Below are 16,595 nucleotides of genomic sequence, written 5' to 3'. Positions count from 1 at the left end.
GCAAACCATTTGCAGCACTTCCCGCTGGGCAGAAACTTCACGCTTGAAACGCGAAGCCCTCGATTATTGCAAAAAGCTTTTGCGAGGTCAAGTGTCTCGTGTGCCCGGCTTGCACGCACTCATGCCGGTACGTGCAGGTACTGCTGAGCCAGAGCCAGGAATGCGTCCAGCTGGGGGTCGCACCCGGCTTCCTCGGCCAGGATGGCGGCCACCCTGGGCGCGATGGAGATCGCTTCGCGCGCATCGAGAAACAGCAGGCGCGAGCGCCGGGCCAGCACATCTTCCACCGTGCGCGCGTATTCATGGCGCGCGGCAAAGCGCACCATGGCCTCCGTGAGGCCGCCGCCCAGGTGCACATCCGCCCCGGGCAGCGCGCCGACCACCGCAGCCTCGCTGCCATAGGAGTGCAGCCCTGGCGCGTCGCTGATGCGGTGCTGCACCGCGCCCTCGGGCGCGCCCGCCAGGCGCAGGGCATTGGTGACGCCCGCCGGCTTCTGCGCCAGCAACCCGGCGCTGAAGCATTTTTGCAACACATCTTCCGCCATCGCGCGGTAGGTGGTCCATTTGCCGCCCGTCACGGTGACGAGGCCGCTCTTGCTCGCCAGCACCGTGTGCTCGCGGCTGATCTTCTTGGTGTTGTCGCCATCGTCGTCCTGCGGCTTGACCAGGGGGCGCAGGCCCACCCAGATGCTGCGGATGTCTTCCACCTGGGGGGCGCGGGTCAGGTAGCGGGCGGATTCTCCGAGGATGAAGCGCACCTCTTCGGCAAAGGGCGCCGGTTCGCGCACGATGTCCTGGCGGGGGCTGTCGGTGGTGCCAAGGATGAGCTTGCCCAGCCATGGCACCGCAAACAGCACGCGCCCGTCGGCGGTCTTGGGCACCATCAGCGCGTGGTCGGACGGCAGGAACTCGCGGTCCACCACGATGTGCACGCCCTGGCTCGGGGCCACGATGGGCTTCACGGGCCGGCCGATGGCCTCGCCGTCCATCTGGCGCAGGGTGTCCACCCACACGCCGGTCGCGTTCACCACGGCACGGGCGCGCACCTGGAACTGCTGGCCGGTGGCTTCGTCCTCGCACACCAGGCCGACCACCTTGCCCGCTTCATGGATGAGTGCGCGCGCCGGGCAGTAGTTGACCAGCAGGGCGCCCCGGACGGCGGCGGTGCGTGCCAGGGCCAGGGCCAGGCGTGCGTCGTCGAACTGGCCGTCCCAGTATTTGACGCCGCCCTTGAGCCCTTCGGTACGGGCGGTGGGCAGGCATTGCAGGGTGCGGGCGCGGCCCAGAAACTCGGTGGCCCCGAGGCCCGCCTTGCCGGCCAGCGCGTCGTACATCTTGAGGCCGATGCCGTAGAACGGGGTTTCCCACACGTGGTACGACGGCATGACAAAGGGCAGGGGTTGCGCCAGATGGGGCGCGTTGTTCAGCAGGGTGGTGCGCTCGTGCAAAGCCTCGCGCACCAGGGCGATGTTGCCCTGGGCCAGGTAGCGGACGCCGCCATGCACGAGCTTGGTGGCCCGCGAGGAAGTGCCCTTGGCAAAGTCGTGGGAATCCACCAGAACCACGCTGAAGCCGCGCGCGGCCGCATCCAGAGCCACCCCCAGCCCCGTCGCCCCCCCGCCGATCACGGCAAGGTCATAGGTGTGGGGCTGCGCGAGGCGGGCCAGCAGGTCGGCGCGCCGGGTCGGGAGGGGAGCAATAGCAGGGGTCATGGGGGAATTGTCCATGGGCGGAGCAGCAATTTAAGGGTTTACCCTTAAATTCTTGACTTCTCCGGGATGTGATCCATGCCCCGAAGCCCAAGGCTGCGGGGCGGTATGGAGCGAAAAAGGCAGCCAGGAACCTTGTGGGCCCGGGCTGCCAGACGTACCGTCACACAAAGACAGTCGGGTTCGCCAAGAGGTGCTTAGCGGACCTTGCCGTCCTTCCAGGCCTGCAGCAGCTTGTTGTAGTCGATGGTTTCACCCTTCGGCTTTTCATTGGCCAGCTTCTTCCAGGGGGCCTGCTTGTCGCTCAGCCACTTGTTGGGATCGCTCTTGGGGTTGAGCTTGGGCGCGCAGTGGGCCATGCCGGCGCGCTCCAGGCGGGCCATCACCTGGTCCATTTCGTCGGCGAGCGTGTCCATCGCACCCTGGGGCGTCTTTTCACCCGTCACGGCCTGGGCCACGTTCTTCCACCACAGCTGGGCCAGCTTGGGGTAGTCGGGCACGTTGGTGCCGGTGGGCGACCAGGCCACGCGGGCGGGGCTGCGGTAGAACTCGACCAGGCCGCCGAGCTTGGGCGCGGCGTCCGTCATGGCCTTGGACTGGATGTCGCTTTCGCGGATCGGCGTCAGGCCCACCAGGGTCTTCTTGAGCGAGGTGGTCTTGGCCGTCACGAACTGGGCGTACAGCCAGGCGGCTGCGGTCTTGTTGGCGTCGTGGTCCTTGAAGAAGGTCCAGCTGCCCACGTCCTGGTAGCCGTTTTGCATGCCCTGCTTCCAGTAGGGACCGTTGGGGCCAGGGGCCATGCGCCACTTGGGCGTGCCATCGGCGTTCACCACGGGCAGGCCGGGCTTGGTCATGTCGGCGGTGAAGGCGGTGTACCAGAAGATCTGCTGCGCGATCTGGCCCTGGGCAGGCACGGGGCCGGCTTCGCCGAAGGTCATGCCCGTGGCTTCCTTGGGCGCGTACTTCTTCATCCAGTCCACGTACTTGGTGAGCGCGTAGACGGCGGCAGGCGAGTTGGTCGCGCCGCCACGGGCCACGCTGGCGCCCACCGGCGTGCACTTGTCGTCGGCCACGCGGATGCCCCATTCGTCGATCGGCAGGCCATTGGGCGCGCCGATGTCGGCCGTGCCGGCCATGGACAGCCAGGCATCGGTGAAGCGCCAACCCAGCGACGGGTCCTTCTTGCCGTAGTCCATGTGGCCGTAAATCGGCTTGCCGTCGATCTGCTTCACGTCATTCGTGAAGAACTCGGCGATGTCCTCGTAGGCGCTCCAGTTCAGCGGCACGCCCAGGTCATAGCCGTATTTGGCCTTGAACTTGTCCTTGATGTCCTTGCGCTCGAACAGGTCGGCACGGAACCAGTACAGGTTGGCGAACTGCTGGTCGGGCAGCTGGTACAGCTTGCCGTCGGGCGCTGTCGTGAACTTGGTGCCGATGTAGTCCTTGATGTCGATGCCGGGGTTGGTCCACTCCTTGCCGTTGCCCGTCATGTAGTCGGTCAGGTTCAGGATCTTGCCGTAGCGGTAGTGCGTGCCGATCAGGTCCGAGTCCGAGATCCAGCCGTCATAGATGGACTTGCCCGACTGCATGGACGTCTGCAGCTTCTCGACCACGTCGCCTTCCTGGATCAGGTCGTGCTTCACCTTGATGCCGGTGATCTCCTCGAACGCCTTGGCCAGGGTCTTGGACTCGTATTCGTGCGTGGTGATGGTTTCGGACACCACCGAGATCTCCTTCACGCCCTTGGCCTGCAGCTTCTTGGCCGCGTCGATGAACCACTTCATCTCGGCCATCTGCTGGTCTTTGCTGAGCGTGGAGGGCTGGAACTCACTGTCGATCCACTTCTTGGCCTCGGCCTCGCCGGCCCAGGCAGCCTGCCCCATTGCAAGGGCCGCGGCGGCGAAAGCGATCGCCTTGAACTGCATCTTCATTGCTGTCTCCTCAGATGGAACCCCCTTGGGTGGAACGACACCGGCCCCGGGGGAAATAGGGCTGGCGCTGGAAAATCCTGCGAACGGGTGCGTGGCGGCGCGTGGGTGGCGCTCCCCGGCCTCAAGGGCCGCCGATATGGATAATTTTTTGCCTTAACCGCTTATCCAGCATAGGCTTTCAGCTATGTTTTTCATAGCATTAGTCTCTGTCTGAATCAGCCTTTGCGCAGGATCAACGCCAGCAGCGCCATCGACAGCACAAAGCTGATCCAGATCGTCGGCTCCGACTCCAGGCTGAGCCACTGGGCCAGCTTGCCGCTGATGCCCACAAAGATCAGGTTCACATAGGCCGCCGACAGCAGGCCGATGAAAAGCCGGTCGCCGCGCGTGGTCTCCAGGGGCAGAAAGCCCTTGCGCAGCGTGGTGGGCGACTTGATCTCCCACACTGTCATGCCGATGAGCATCAGCACGATGCACACAAAGAACACGGCCACCGGCACTGTCCAGGCCATCCAGTTAAACATTTGACACATTCCTTTCCGTAGACATCTCGGCCTGATGTGCCGAAAACGCAGAAAACTGGCCAGGCGCGAGACACCCAGCAAGGGCCGCCCCGCAGCGAGGGTGTCGTCCCCCTGGAGGGGGAAGGCGCCGAAGGCGACTCAGGGGGTGCATCACACTCTGCCCATCGCGAAGCCCTTCGCGATGTAGTGCCGCACAAACCAGATCACGATGGCGCCGGGCACGATGGTGAGCACGCCGGCCGCCGCCAGCGTGGCCCAGTCCATGCCGCTCGCACTCACGGTGCGCGTCATCGTGGCCACGATGGGCTTGGCGTTCACGCTGGTCAGCGTGCGGGCCAGCAGCAATTCGACCCAGCTGAACATGAAGCAGAAGAACGCCGCCACGCCCACGCCGGCCTTGATGAGCGGCAGGAAGATGGTCACGAAGAAGCGCGGGAAGCTATAGCCGTCGATGTACGCCGTCTCGTCGATCTCGCGCGGGATGCCGCTCATGAAGCCTTCCAGAATCCACACCGCCAGCGGCACGTTGAACAAGAGGTGCGCCAGCGCCACGGCGATGTGCGTGTCCATCAGCCCCACGGTGGTGTAGAGCTGGAAGAACGGCAGCAAAAACACGGCCGGCGGCGTCATGCGGTTGGTCAGCAGCCAGAAGAACACGTGCTTGTCGCCCAGGAACTGGTAGCGGCTGAACGCATAGGCCGCCGGCAGCGCCACGGTGAGCGAGATCACCGTGTTGATGGCCACATAGATCAGGCTGTTGATGTACCCCGAGTACCACGACGCATCGGTGAAGATGGTCTTGTAGTTGTCCCAGGTGAAGTCCTGCGGCCACAGCGAGAAGCTCGACAGGATCTCGTCGTTGGTCTTAAAGCTCATGTTGACCATCCAGTAGATGGGCAACACGGCAAAGATCAGGTACGCAATGAGGAACAGCGTGCGTTTCTGGAAGCGGGGCTTATTCATGGCCACCCTCCTTCTCGGCGGTGCCCACGCGCTGCATCCAGTTGTAGAGGATGAAGCACAGCAGCAGGATGATGAAGAAATAGATCAGCGAGAACGCTGCGGCGGGCCCCAGGTCGAACTGGCCCACGGCCTTCTGCGTGAGGTACTGGCTCAGGAAGGTGGTGGCATTGCCCGGCCCGCCGCCCGTCAGCACGAAGGGCTCGGTGTAGATCATGAAGCTGTCCATGAAGCGCAGCAGCACCGCAATCATCAGCACACCGCGCATCTTGGGCAGCTGGATGTAGCGGAACACCGCGAACTTGCTCGCGCCGTCGATGCGCGCCGCCTGGTAGTAGGCGTCAGGGATGGAGCGCAGCCCGGCAAACGCCAGCAGCGCCACCAGCGGCGTCCAGTGCCACACGTCCATCAGCAGCACCGTGAGCCACGCCTGCGTGGCGTCGCCGGTGTAGCTGTAGTCGATGCCCAGCTCCTGCAGCACACGGCCCATCAGGCCGATGTCGGCGCGGCCGTAGATCTGCCAGATGGTGCCCACCACGTTCCATGGAATCAGCAGCGACAGCGCCACCACCACCAGCACGGCCGACGACTTCCAGCCCTGCGCAGGCATGGCCAGCGCGAGCAGGATGCCCAGCGGAATCTCCACCGCCAGCACCGCCAGCGAGAACGTGAGCTGGCGCCACAGCGCCGAATGCAGCTCTTCGTCGCGCATCACGGCGGCAAACCACTCGGTGCCCACGAACACGCGGCGCTCGGGGCTGATGATGTCCTGCACCGAATAGTTCACCACCGTCATCAGCGGCAGGATGGCCGAGAAGGCCACGCACAGGATCACGGGCAGGATCAGGAACCAGGCCTTCTGGTTCACGGGTTTGGTCGTAGCGCTCATGGGGCGACCTCCGCAGGCAGCGTCAGCAGCTGTTCGTTCTGGTAGAAGCAGGTGTGGGTGTCCAGCACCTGCAGCCACGCCGTATCGCCCGCCGACGGCAGCCGGGTTTCGGGGGCGAAGCGCGCCTTGATCAGATGCTCGCCCACCTTGGCGGTCAGCATCAGATAGGTGCCGATGTCCTGCACCTGCACCACGGTGGCCGGCAGCGCCCCGGCCTGCTGCGGCTCGGCCAGCGCCAGGTATTCGGGCCGGATGCCGACCTTGAGCGCGCCGTCGGGCAGGGTCTGGCCCAGGGGGCTGGCCAGGGCGTGACCGGCCACCTCCAGCCTGCCACCCTGCGACTGCGCAGGCAGAAAATTCATGCCCGGCGAGCCGATGAAATGCCCCACGAAGGTGTGCTGCGGCCGCTCGAACAGCGCATCGGCGGAGCCGACCTGCACAGCCTTGCCGCGCGCCATCACCACCACCTGGTCGGCAAAGGTCAGCGCCTCGACCTGGTCATGGGTCACATAGATCAGCGTGAGTTTGAGCTCGTGGTGAATCTGCTTGAGCTTGCGCCGCAGCTGCCACTTCAGGTGCGGGTCGATCACCGTGAGCGGTTCGTCGAACAGCACGGCCGCCACGTCCGAGCGCACCAGGCCCCGGCCCAGCGAGATCTTCTGCTTCTGGTCGGCCGACAGGCCGGCGGCGCGCATGTTCAGCTGGTGGCTCATCTCCAGCATCTCGGCGATGGCGCCCACGCGCTCCTTGATCTGCGCCTCGGGCACCTTGCGGTTCTTGAGCGGAAACGCCAGGTTCTCGGCCACGGTCATGGTGTCGTAGATCACCGGAAACTGGAACACCTGGGCGATGTTGCGGTCCTGCGGGCTCGCGTGCGTCACGTCGCGCCCGTCAAACAGCACCTTGCCGTGCGAAGGCACGAGCAGGCCCGACATGATGTTGAGCATGGTGGTCTTGCCGCAGCCCGAGGGGCCCAGCAGCGCGTAGGCGCCGCCGTCCTCGAACTCCATCTTCAGCGGCAGCAGGGCGTAGTCGCTGTCCTGCTGCGGCTCCCGCTTGTACGAATGCGCGAGATCCAGACTGATGCGTGCCATCTCAGCGGCCTCCTTGTGCAGCCAGGGGGCGCTCGGGCGCCCGCACCAGCCGGTCGTCGGCGCCAAACACGTAGGCCTGCTCCGGGTCGAGGTGCAGCGCCAGCGGTGCGCCCAGTTCAAAGTAATGCACGCCGGTGAGCTGCGCCACCAGCTCGCCCCAGGGCGAGGCCACGTGCACGAAGGTGTCGGAGCCCGAGATCTCGGCCAGCTCCACCCGCCCGCTCACGCTCACATCGCCCTCGCGCGCCTGCTCGCGCAGCGCGCTGGCGCGGATGCCCAGCGTGACGCCGCCCGCTGGCGTGTGCTGCGGCAGCGCCATAGAGAGCACCGCGCCGCCGGGCAGTTGCACCCCGCCGGGCACGACCGTGGCGGCCACCAGATTCATCGGCGGGTCGCTGAAGGCGCGCGCCACGTGCAGCGAATTGGGTACGTGGAACACCTCGGCCGTGGGGCCGTACTGCAGCAGCCGCCCTTCGTGCAGCACCGCCGTGTAGCCGCCCAGCAGCAGCGCCTCGCCCGGCTCGGTGGTGGCATACACCACGGTGGACTGGCCGGTGGAAAACAGCTGCGTCAGTTCTTCGCGCAATTCTTCGCGCAGCTTGTAGTCGAGGTTCACCAGGGGCTCATCCAGCAGCATCAGCGGGGCGCCCTTGGCCAGCGCACGCGCCAGCGCCACGCGCTGCTGCTGCCCGCCCGACAGTTCGGCCGGGTAGCGGTCGAGGAACATGTCGATGTGCAGGCGGGACGCGATCTCGCGCACCTGGGCGTCGATGTTCTTCTCGCCGCGCAGCTTCAGCGGCGAGGCGATGTTGGCCGCCACCTTCATCGATGGGTAGTTGATGAACTGCTGGTACACCATGGCCACGTTGCGTTCGCGCACGGGCATGCCGGTCACATCCACGCCGTCCACCATCACGGCACCGGCCGTAGGCACATCCAGCCCCGCCATGATGCGCATGAGGCTGGTCTTGCCCGCCTGGGTCGCGCCCAGCAGCACCGTGACGGCGCCGCTGTGCAGCGACAGGCTCATGTCGTAGAGCCAGGTCTGCGCCCCCACCTTTTTGCTGATGCTGTCCAGTGCCAGCTGCATCACGCAACCTTTCTGTGTCGCCCCCCGGGCGAATTGAAGTCTGGAAAATGCCTGCCGAACGGTCTGCGCGGACTCCTTCGTGCCGCGTTCGCATTCAGCCCTCTCGTTTTTCGATTGCGATCATTTTTGTATTTTTGTGATCGTTTTGAATTGCCGTTTACCCTTAGTCAGTTCCTTTTTGTTCGAATTAAAGTAGTTGCCACCCCCAAAGAATTAATACGCGTGAATACGAATCCCCGACAACTGCTGCTGCTGGAGGAGGTGCGTGCGCGCAAGTCCGCCACGGTGGAACAACTGGCCGACACGCTGGGCGTGACCCTGCAGACGGTGCGCCGCGACGTGCAGCGGCTGGCCGAATCGGGTCTGCTCACCCGCTTTCATGGCGGCGTGCGCGTGCCCAGCTCCACCGTCGAGAACCTGGCCCACACCCAGCGCGAGATCCTGAACGCCGAAGGCAAGGCGCGCATTGCGCGCGCCGTGGCGCAGCAGGTGCCCAACGACTGTTCGCTGATCCTGAACATCGGCACCACCACCGAGGCCATTGCCAAGGCGCTGCTGCACCACCGGGGCCTGCGCGTGATCACCAACAACCTGAACGTGGCCGCCATCCTCTGCAGCAACCCCGAGTGCGAGGTGATCGTGGCCGGGGGCGTGGTGCGCGCGCGCGACCGCGGCATCGTGGGCGAGGCGGCGGTGGACTTCATCCGCCAGTTCCGGGTGGACATCGCGCTCATCGGCATCTCCGGCATCGAGCCCGACGGCTCGCTGCGCGACTTCGACTACCGCGAGGTGAAGGTGGCGCAAACCATCATCGCGCAGTCGCGCGAGGTGTGGCTGGCCGCCGACCACAGCAAGTTCAACCGCCCGGCAATGGTGCAATTGGCGACGCTGGGCCAGATCGGCCGCCTGTTCACGGATGCGCCGCCGCCCGAGCCCTTTCCCGCACTGCTGCAGGACGCGGGCGTCCTCTGCACCGTGGCCCAGTAGCTTCCCCTATCCTTTGTCCCCATGACCTACCTGCTCGCACTCGACCAAGGCACCTCCAGTTCCCGCAGCATCGTGTTCGACGAACGCGGCCACATCGTGGCCCTGGCCCAGCGCGAGCTGCCGCAGATCTACCCCCAACCCGGCTGGGTGGAGCACGACCCGATGGAGATCTGGCGCACCCAGCTGGCCACCGCGCGCGAGGCGCTGCACAAGGCCGGCATCACCGCCAGCAGCGTGCGCGCCGTGGGCATCACCAACCAGCGCGAAACCACCGTGCTGTGGAACCGCAAGACCGGCCAACCCGTGCACCACGCCATCGTCTGGCAGGACCGCCGCGCCGAGCCCGCCTGCGCCCGGCTGCGCGAGCAGGGCCACGGCCCCACCATCCAGGCCAAGACCGGGCTGCTGATCGACGCGTACTTCTCGGGCACCAAGCTGCAGTGGCTGCTCGACAACGTGCCCGGCGCGCGCGACGCGGCAGAGCGCGGCGAGCTGGCCTTTGGCACCGTGGACAGCTGGCTGATGTGGCAGCTCACCCACGGCCAGGTGCACGTGACGGACGTGAGCAACGCCGCCCGCACCATGCTGTTCAACGTGCACACCAACCAGTGGGACGATGAGCTGCTGGCGCTGCTGCGCGTTCCCCGATCGCTGATGCCGCAGGTGCAGCCGTCCAGCAGCCATTTCTGCGACATCGCGCCCGAGCTGCTGGGCCAGGCCATTCCCGTGGGCGGCGTCGCGGGCGACCAGCAGAGCGCCCTGTTCGGCCAGGCCTGCTTCACGGCCGGTATGGCCAAGAACACTTATGGCACGGGCTGCTTCATGCTGATGCACACCGGCCAAACCTTCCAGACCAGCAAGAACGGCCTGCTGACCACCAGCGCGGCGCAGGCCTCGGCGACCCCCGAGTTCGCCATGGAAGGCTCGGTGTTTGTGGGCGGCGCCGTGGTGCAGTGGCTGCGCGACGGCCTGCGCGCCATCAACACCAGCAGCGAGGTGCAGTCGCTGGCCGAAAGCGTGCCGGATTCGGGCGGCGTGATGATGGTGCCCGCCTTCACCGGCCTGGGCGCGCCCTACTGGAAGCCCGAGGCGCGCGGCACCATCACCGGCCTCACGCGCGGCAGCACCATCGCCCACATCGCCCGCGCGGCGCTGGAGAGCATTGCCTTCCAGAGCGCCGCCCTGCTGCAGGCAATGGGCCGCGACGCCGTGGCGGCCGGCGGCGCGCCGGTGAGCGAACTGCGCGTGGACGGCGGCGCCTGCGTGAACGACCTGCTCATGCAGTTCCAGGCCGACCTGCTCGGCATCCCCGTGGTGCGCCCGGCCGTGGTCGAAACCACGGCCCTGGGCGCGGCCTACCTGGCGGGGCTGTCGTGCGGCGTCTACGGCAGCACGGCCGACCTGTCGGAACTCTGGCTGGCCGAGCGGCGCTTTCTGCCCACGCTGAGCCGCGACCGCGCCCAGGCGCAGATGGCCCGCTGGGAACACGCCGTGCGCCAGGCCACGGCGCCCGACGCTGGGTTGAAGTGAACACCCCCCTGAGCCGCTTCGCGGCTTCCCCCCGCTCTCGCAACGCTCGCGCTGCGGGCAGGGGGACGCAGCCCTCGCTGCGGGGCGGCCCTTGCTTGGCTGCCCTGGCCTGGGCCGCGCCCGCTTCATGTAGCGCGGGGTGGTACGCAGCACCGTGAACACCTGAACCAAAAGTCAGGAAGCTACATTTTTCATAGCATAAAGCGCTTATAAATCAAGCGCTGCAGCCCGATTTTGCTTGAAACCAGCTGGTAGCAGGCTCAGCTTAGTTCGACCACAGGCAGGTCGGCCTGCGCCTGCTGGCTGCGGGCCGTGGCCAGCAGCTCCTTGCGGGTGTGGTTGATGTGCTCCTCCAGCAGCCGCACCACCCGATCCACATCGCGCGCGCGGCACGCGGCCAGCAGGGCGTAGTGCTCTTCCATGGGCTTGTCGCGGCCGGTGGCTTCGGACATGGCCACGTGGGTGTAGCGGTCGGTGTTCAGGCAGTACTCCTCGATCAGCCGGCGCAGCCGCCCGTTGTTGGCGGGCGCTGACAGCGCCAGGTGGAACTGCCGGTTGTATTCGGCCCACTCGCCCACCGCGTCGGACGCCGCGTACGCGGTCAGGATGCGGTCCATCGCCTCGAAGTCGCGCTCCACCATGTTGGGCACGGCCAGCCGCGCGGCATGGCATTCCAGCGCCACGCGGATGTCGAGCAGCTCGCACAGCTGCTGCACGTTCATGCCCGCCACCACCGCACCCCGGTTGAGGTGGTGCACCACCAGCCCCTCGGACTCCAGCTGCCGCAGCGCCTCGCGCACGGGAATGCGGCTGGCGCTGAACCGCTCGGCCAGCGCGTCCTGGCGCAGCTGGTGGCCGGCCTGGAGCTTGCCGCTCAGGATTTCGTTGCGCAAAACCTCGCGGATGGTCTGGTGCAGGGCCTGCGTGGCCGAGGGGGACGAAGGAGAACGGGCTCTCATGGGAAAGGTATTGGATCAGAACGGCGCCACGGGTTAACCCTGATCTCCAGGGCTCGGGAAATCCGCGCAGCACCAATTTTTCGGGTGCATTGGACTACCGGCATTGCCATATTGGATCCAATTGCATAAACTTGGATCCAATTCTGCAATACTCGGATACAAATTCGGTGTCTGCGGAAGAAGCCTCCGTACAAACCCTGGCGCCTCCGGGCGCTGTGTTGTTCCTTTTTTTGTCCTCAACCCTGGAGTTGCCATGCTTCTGACCCGCCGCCATTTGTCCGCTGCCGCCCTGGCACTGGGCGCCACCGCCACGCTGCCTGCCTTTGCGCAGGAAACGATCAACATGGGCGCCGTGCTGTCGCTCACCGGCGCCAACGCCACCGTGGGCGAGGACGTGCGCCGCGCCGTGGCCCTGGCGGTGGACAAGGTCAATGCCGACGGCGGCGTGCTGGGCAAGAAGTTCAACGTCATCGTGGAAGACTCGGGCGGCAACGCCACCACCGCCTTGAACGCCGCGCGCAAGCTGGTGAGCGTGGACAAGGTGCCGGTGGTGATCGGCGAATATTCCTCGGGCATCACCCTGCCCATGGCGCAATACCTGGTGAAGGAGGGCGTGGCCCACATCAACATCGCCAGCACCAGCATCAAGATCAAGGACCTGGGCGCCACCTCGTTCAACCTGATCGGGCTGGAAGACAAGGGCAACCAGTTCTCGTCCAAGGACGTGTGGGACCTCGGCTACCGCAGCGTGGCCATGATTGCGCCCAACAACGCCTACGGCCAGGGCGTGGTGCATGGCTTCAAGCAGGAGTTTGAAAAGCTCGGCGGCAAGATCGTGACCGAGGTGCTCTACACCGCCGGCCAGTCCACCTACCGCCGCGAGTTGCAGCAGATGTCGCGCAGCAACCCCGACGCCTACATCTACACCGCCTACGGCCAGGAGTCGGCCGTGATCAACCGCGAGGCCATGGAGCTGGGCCTGCGCGCCAAGCCGTTCTACGCGATCCTGATCTCGATGAGCCTGTCCGACACCCCGGCCGAGATCGCCAAGGGCCAGCTGGGCATGGAGGTGGGCAGCGTCTACGGCGCGGCCGGCAAGGCCTATGCCGACGCGTTCGCCGCCCGCCACAAGGAGGGCATGAAGACCTCGTACACCGGCTACGCCTATGACGCCGTGATGATGACCGCCGCCGCCATGAACAAGGCCAAGTCCACCGACACCGCCGCCGTGCAGGCCGCGCTCAAGGAGATCGGCAAGGGCGGCTATGTGGGCGTGACCGGCCCCATCGCCTTCGATGCCGACCGCCAGCGCATCGACCCGCCCTACGCCAAGCTGAAGTTCGACGGGAAGGTTGTTCCTCGGTGACATCCCACTGACTCGCCTTCGCCGCCTTCCCCCTTTCCTCGGCTTTGCCATGAAAGGGGGGACGCAGCCCTCGCTGCGGGGCGGCCCTGGCTCGGCGGCCCTGGCCTGGGCCGCGCCAGTTTCCAGCCAAATCGGCCTTCAGCGCTTATCTGACAAGCGCAAACAGCTACTCATTCAATAGCAAACGTCTCCTGCCATGCTCCAACTGCTCTTTGACACGCTGTTGCGTGCCTCGGACCTCGCGCTCATTGCGCTGGGCCTGAGCACCGTCTACGGCCTGGTCAAGTTTCCCAACATCGCGCATGTGCAGTACGCCATGCTGGGGGCCTACGCCACCTACGCCTTCTTCACCCTGGGCCTGCCGCTGCCCCTGGCTATCCTCATCGCCTGCCTGCTCACCGGCCTGCTCACCTTGGTGCTGCACCTGCTGGTGTTTCGACGCCTGCTGCGCGCGGGCCCGGCCATCACCATGATCGGCTCGCTGGCCGTGGCCATGCTGGTGGTGGCCTGTGCGCAGGGCTTTGCGGGCTCGTTCCCGCGCATGTTCAACCTGCCCATCACCGAGCCGCTGCTGGTGGGCGGCGTGCGCCTGTCGCACACGCAGGTGGCCGCCATGGCCACCACGGCGGTGCTGCTGGTGCTGTTCACGCTGCTCTTGTTCTTCACCCGCACGGGGCGCGCCATGCGGGCCCTGTCCACCAACCCGGCGCTGGCCGCCGCCTCGGGCCTGAACGCCGAAGGCATCACGCGCCTGGTCAACTTCGCCAGCGGCGCGATTGCCGGGCTGGGCGGCAGCGTGCTGGCGCTGTCGACCGGCGCGCACATCAACCTGGGGCACGACCTGCTGCTGCCGGTGTTTGCCGCCGCCATCCTGGGCGGGCTGGGCAACCCGCTGGGCGCGGTGCTGGGCGCGCTGTTGATCGCGCTGACCGAGACGCTGGTCACCAACCTCAACTTCGGCCCCCTGCTGGGCCAGCCCATCGCCTTCCTGCCGGTGTCGTACATCAGCGCGGGCTCGTTCCTCATCCTGCTGCTGGCGCTGCTGTTCAAGCCCTACGGCCTGTTCGACCGGGAGGTGCGCCGTGTTTGATTTCTTGGTTGCCACTCTCACCATTGCCGGCATCTACGGCCTCATGGCGCTGGGCCTGAACCTGCAGGCCGGCGTTTCGGGGCTGCTCAATTTCGGGCACATCGCGTTTGCGGGCATCGGCGCCTACGGCACGGGCATCGCCATCCAGGCCGGCTGGTCGCCCGCCGCCGGGGCGGCCTGCGGCGTGCTGGCCGCCATGCTGCTGGGCGCGGGCATTGCCCGCCTGGGGCGCCAGCTGGGCTCCGACTACTGGGGCATCGCCACCCTGGCCATTGCCGAGATCCTGCGCACCATCGCCACCAACGAGGACTGGCTGACCGGCGGCGCCAACGGCATCGCGGGCCTGCCCTCGCTGTTCGACGGGCTGGAGAGGCCCTTCAGCGCGCTGGCCTTTCTGGCCGTGGTGCTGGCGGTGCTGGCGGTGTTCGCGCTGCTGGCGCGGCGGCTGGCCAACGGCCGCTTCGGCCGCGCCCTGCGCCTGATGCGCGAAGAGCCCCAGCTGGCCGTGTGCATGGGCTACGACCTGCGCCAGCTCAAGTCGCACGCCATCATGGCCGGTGCGGCCGTGACGGCCCTGGGCGGCTCGCTGTATGCGCACTACATGAGCTTTGCGGGGCCGGACTACATGGTCGCCTCCGAAACCTTTCTGCTGTGGACCATGGTGATGATCGGCGGCCTGGGCAACACGGCCGGCGTGCTGGTGGGCGTGGTGCTGGTGCAGGCGGCCTATGCGCTCGTGCCCTTCGCCAAGGACTATTTCCACTTCAGCTCCGACCTGGCCGGCGCGCTGCGCCTGGGCCTGATCGGCGCCATCCTCCTGGCCTGCCTGCTGTGGCGCAGCCAGGGCCTTGTTCCCGAAAAGCTGCGGAAGATCCCATGACACTCACCCCCGCATTCCTCGACGTCCGCTCGGCCGCCAAGGCCTTTGGCGGCAACCGCGTGCTCGAAGACGTGAGCCTGCAGATCGCCGCAGGCGAAATTGTGGGCCTGCTCGGCCCCAACGGCTCGGGCAAGAGCACGCTGCTGAACGTCATCACCGGCTTCACGGCCGCCGACGCGGGCAGCGTGCATTTCAGCGGCCAGCGCATCGACCGCCTGCCCGCGCACCGCATCGTGCAGACCGGCATGGCGCGCACCTTCCAGCTGCCGTCCATGCCCACCAAGATGTCGGTGATGGAGGTGGCCATGGCCGCCGCCACCGCGCACCACGGCGTGTGGGGCACGCTGCTGGGCACGGCCGGCGCCCGGGCCACCGAAAAGGCCGCGCGCGACAAGGCCGCCCACCTGCTGGGCGAGTTGCTGCTCACCCCCGTGCGCGACCTGCCCGCGTCGGCCCTCTCGGGCGGGCAGAAGAAGCTTTTGGGCATCGTCTGCGCGCTGATGGCCGAGCCCCGCATGCTGCTGCTGGACGAGCCCACGGCCGGGGTGCACCCCAACCTGCGCCGCGACATCGTGGCCGCCCTGCAGCGCCTGAACGCGCAGGGCATGACGCTGGTGATCGTGGAACACGACATGCACTTCATCCGCGACGTGTGCACCCGCTGCGTGGTGCTGGACCGCGGCCACATCGTGGCCAGCTGCCGCCCCGACGAGCTGGCGAGCAACGAACGCGTGCTGCAGGCCTACCTGGGCTCGGCAGGCGCCAAACCTCTGGAGACGGCTTCGCCATGATCGACATCGACAACGTGGTGGCCGGGTACACGGCCGAGATCGACATCCTGCGCGGCATGACGCTGCATGTGCAGGAGTCCGAGATCGTCACCCTGCTGGGCCCCAACGGCTGCGGCAAGAGCACGCTGCTCAAAACCATTGCGGGCTTTCTGCTGCCGCGCAGCGGGCGGGTTGCGCTGCGCGGGCAGGACGTGTCGCAGGTTCCCGTGCACCGCAAGATCCGCCACACGGGCCTGGGCTTTGTGCCGCAGACCGAGAACGTGTTCAGCGCGCTCACCATCCGCGAGAACCTGCAGGTGGGCGGCCACGCCATGGCCAAGGCCGACTGCGCCCGGCGCATGGAAGAGCTGTGCACGCTCTACCCCATTCTGGGCACAAAGTTTGACGCGCGCGCGGCTTCCATGTCGGGCGGCGAGCGGCAGATCCTGGCCCTGGCGCGCGCGCTGATGCCCCGGCCGGGCATCCTGCTGCTGGACGAACCCTCGGCGGGCCTGTCGCCCAAGGTGCTGCACGAGGTGTTCGACGCCATCGTGCGCGTGCGCGACCAGGAGCGCGTGACGGTTCTGATGGTGGAGCAGAACGCCATGGAGGCGCTGCGCATATCCGACCGGGCCTACGTGCTCTCGATGGGCGCGGTGGCCCTGACCGGCCGCGCGCACGAGCTGCTGCAGGACGACCAGGTGCGCGAGCTCTACCTGGGCGGCCGATGAACCCACACCCCACGCAGATGCCTGGGGCGCGCACCGCGCCGTGACCCCGCCGGGGCCCGTTTTCTTCCTCACCGCGATCCAGGAG

At 66.7% G+C, this 16,595-nt stretch carries 15 protein-coding genes; 7 read left to right on the top strand and 8 right to left on the bottom strand.

Going from position 1 to position 16,595, the window contains the following annotated elements; all coding sequences use genetic code 11:
- Positions 1-119: 119 nt before the first annotated feature.
- From ACOQFS_RS21695 to ACOQFS_RS21665, 7 genes are all read right to left on the bottom strand, one after another.
- On the bottom strand, positions 120-1,712 hold the full coding sequence (locus ACOQFS_RS21695) for an FAD-dependent oxidoreductase (RefSeq protein WP_421564887.1): 1,593 nt from the start codon (positions 1,710-1,712) through the stop codon (positions 120-122).
- A 194-nt stretch (positions 1,713-1,906) separates the two neighbouring features.
- Positions 1,907-3,640, bottom strand: a complete 1,734-nt coding sequence (locus ACOQFS_RS21690; protein ID WP_421564886.1) for an ABC transporter substrate-binding protein — start codon at positions 3,638-3,640, stop codon at positions 1,907-1,909.
- Between the two features lie 215 nt (positions 3,641-3,855).
- Complete coding sequence (locus tag ACOQFS_RS21685; RefSeq protein WP_421564885.1) at positions 3,856-4,164, bottom strand: DUF2160 domain-containing protein; 309 nt, start codon at positions 4,162-4,164, stop codon at positions 3,856-3,858.
- 150 nt (positions 4,165-4,314) lie between these two features.
- Positions 4,315-5,127, bottom strand: coding sequence for a carbohydrate ABC transporter permease (locus ACOQFS_RS21680; protein ID WP_421564884.1), 813 nt, complete (start codon positions 5,125-5,127; stop codon positions 4,315-4,317).
- Positions 5,120-6,013, bottom strand: coding sequence for a carbohydrate ABC transporter permease (locus ACOQFS_RS21675; protein ID WP_421564883.1), 894 nt, complete (start codon positions 6,011-6,013; stop codon positions 5,120-5,122). The genes ACOQFS_RS21680 and ACOQFS_RS21675 overlap by 8 nt, the downstream gene beginning before the upstream one ends.
- Entirely contained in the window at positions 6,010-7,107 is a 1,098-nt protein-coding gene (locus ACOQFS_RS21670; protein ID WP_421564882.1) for an ABC transporter ATP-binding protein, read from the bottom strand. The genes ACOQFS_RS21675 and ACOQFS_RS21670 overlap by 4 nt, the downstream gene beginning before the upstream one ends.
- Before the next feature lies 1 nt (position 7,108).
- A complete protein-coding gene (locus tag ACOQFS_RS21665; RefSeq protein ID WP_421564881.1) occupies positions 7,109-8,197 on the bottom strand; it encodes an ABC transporter ATP-binding protein in 1,089 nt (362 codons plus the stop codon).
- Between the two features lie 222 nt (positions 8,198-8,419).
- Here ACOQFS_RS21665 and ACOQFS_RS21660 point away from each other — a divergent pair, with 222 nt between their 5' ends.
- Together ACOQFS_RS21660 and glpK are read left to right on the top strand one after the other, a co-directional pair.
- The gene (locus tag ACOQFS_RS21660; RefSeq protein ID WP_421564880.1) at positions 8,420-9,184 is read left to right on the top strand and encodes a DeoR/GlpR family DNA-binding transcription regulator; all 765 of its coding nucleotides are present in this window, start codon (positions 8,420-8,422) and stop codon (positions 9,182-9,184) included.
- Positions 9,185-9,205: 21 nt separating this feature from the next.
- Positions 9,206-10,714: a glycerol kinase GlpK gene (gene glpK / locus ACOQFS_RS21655; protein WP_421564879.1), complete on the top strand. Its 1,509-nt coding sequence runs from the start codon at positions 9,206-9,208 to the stop codon at positions 10,712-10,714.
- A 260-nt stretch (positions 10,715-10,974) separates the two neighbouring features.
- Here glpK and ACOQFS_RS21650 read toward each other — a convergent pair whose 3' ends face one another.
- A complete protein-coding gene (locus ACOQFS_RS21650) occupies positions 10,975-11,673 on the bottom strand; it encodes a GntR family transcriptional regulator (protein ID WP_421564878.1) in 699 nt (232 codons plus the stop codon).
- Positions 11,674-11,926: 253 nt separating this feature from the next.
- On the opposite strand from ACOQFS_RS21650, the gene ACOQFS_RS21645 reads away from it, so the two are divergent.
- The 5 genes from ACOQFS_RS21645 to ACOQFS_RS21625 all read left to right on the top strand — a co-directional run bounded on the left by ACOQFS_RS21645 (position 11,927) and on the right by ACOQFS_RS21625 (position 16,510).
- Complete coding sequence (locus ACOQFS_RS21645) at positions 11,927-13,039, top strand: ABC transporter substrate-binding protein (RefSeq protein ID WP_421564877.1); 1,113 nt, start codon at positions 11,927-11,929, stop codon at positions 13,037-13,039.
- 196 nt (positions 13,040-13,235) lie between these two features.
- Positions 13,236-14,129: a branched-chain amino acid ABC transporter permease gene (locus ACOQFS_RS21640; RefSeq protein WP_421564876.1), complete on the top strand. Its 894-nt coding sequence runs from the start codon at positions 13,236-13,238 to the stop codon at positions 14,127-14,129.
- Positions 14,122-15,009: a branched-chain amino acid ABC transporter permease gene (locus tag ACOQFS_RS21635; RefSeq protein ID WP_421564875.1), complete on the top strand. Its 888-nt coding sequence runs from the start codon at positions 14,122-14,124 to the stop codon at positions 15,007-15,009. The genes ACOQFS_RS21640 and ACOQFS_RS21635 overlap by 8 nt, the downstream gene beginning before the upstream one ends.
- Positions 15,006-15,800, top strand: a complete 795-nt coding sequence (locus tag ACOQFS_RS21630; protein ID WP_421564874.1) for an ABC transporter ATP-binding protein — start codon at positions 15,006-15,008, stop codon at positions 15,798-15,800. The genes ACOQFS_RS21635 and ACOQFS_RS21630 overlap by 4 nt, the downstream gene beginning before the upstream one ends.
- Entirely contained in the window at positions 15,797-16,510 is a 714-nt protein-coding gene (locus tag ACOQFS_RS21625; RefSeq protein ID WP_421564873.1) for an ABC transporter ATP-binding protein, read from the top strand. The genes ACOQFS_RS21630 and ACOQFS_RS21625 overlap by 4 nt, the downstream gene beginning before the upstream one ends.
- The last annotated feature ends 85 nt before the right edge of the window (positions 16,511-16,595 follow it).

The sequence above is a fragment of the Paracidovorax sp. MALMAid1276 genome, from assembly GCF_049198005.1.
In the GTDB taxonomy this organism is placed as follows: Bacteria; Pseudomonadota; Gammaproteobacteria; order Burkholderiales; family Burkholderiaceae_C; genus Acidovorax.
This window is presented reverse-complemented; position numbering and strand designations above follow the sequence as displayed.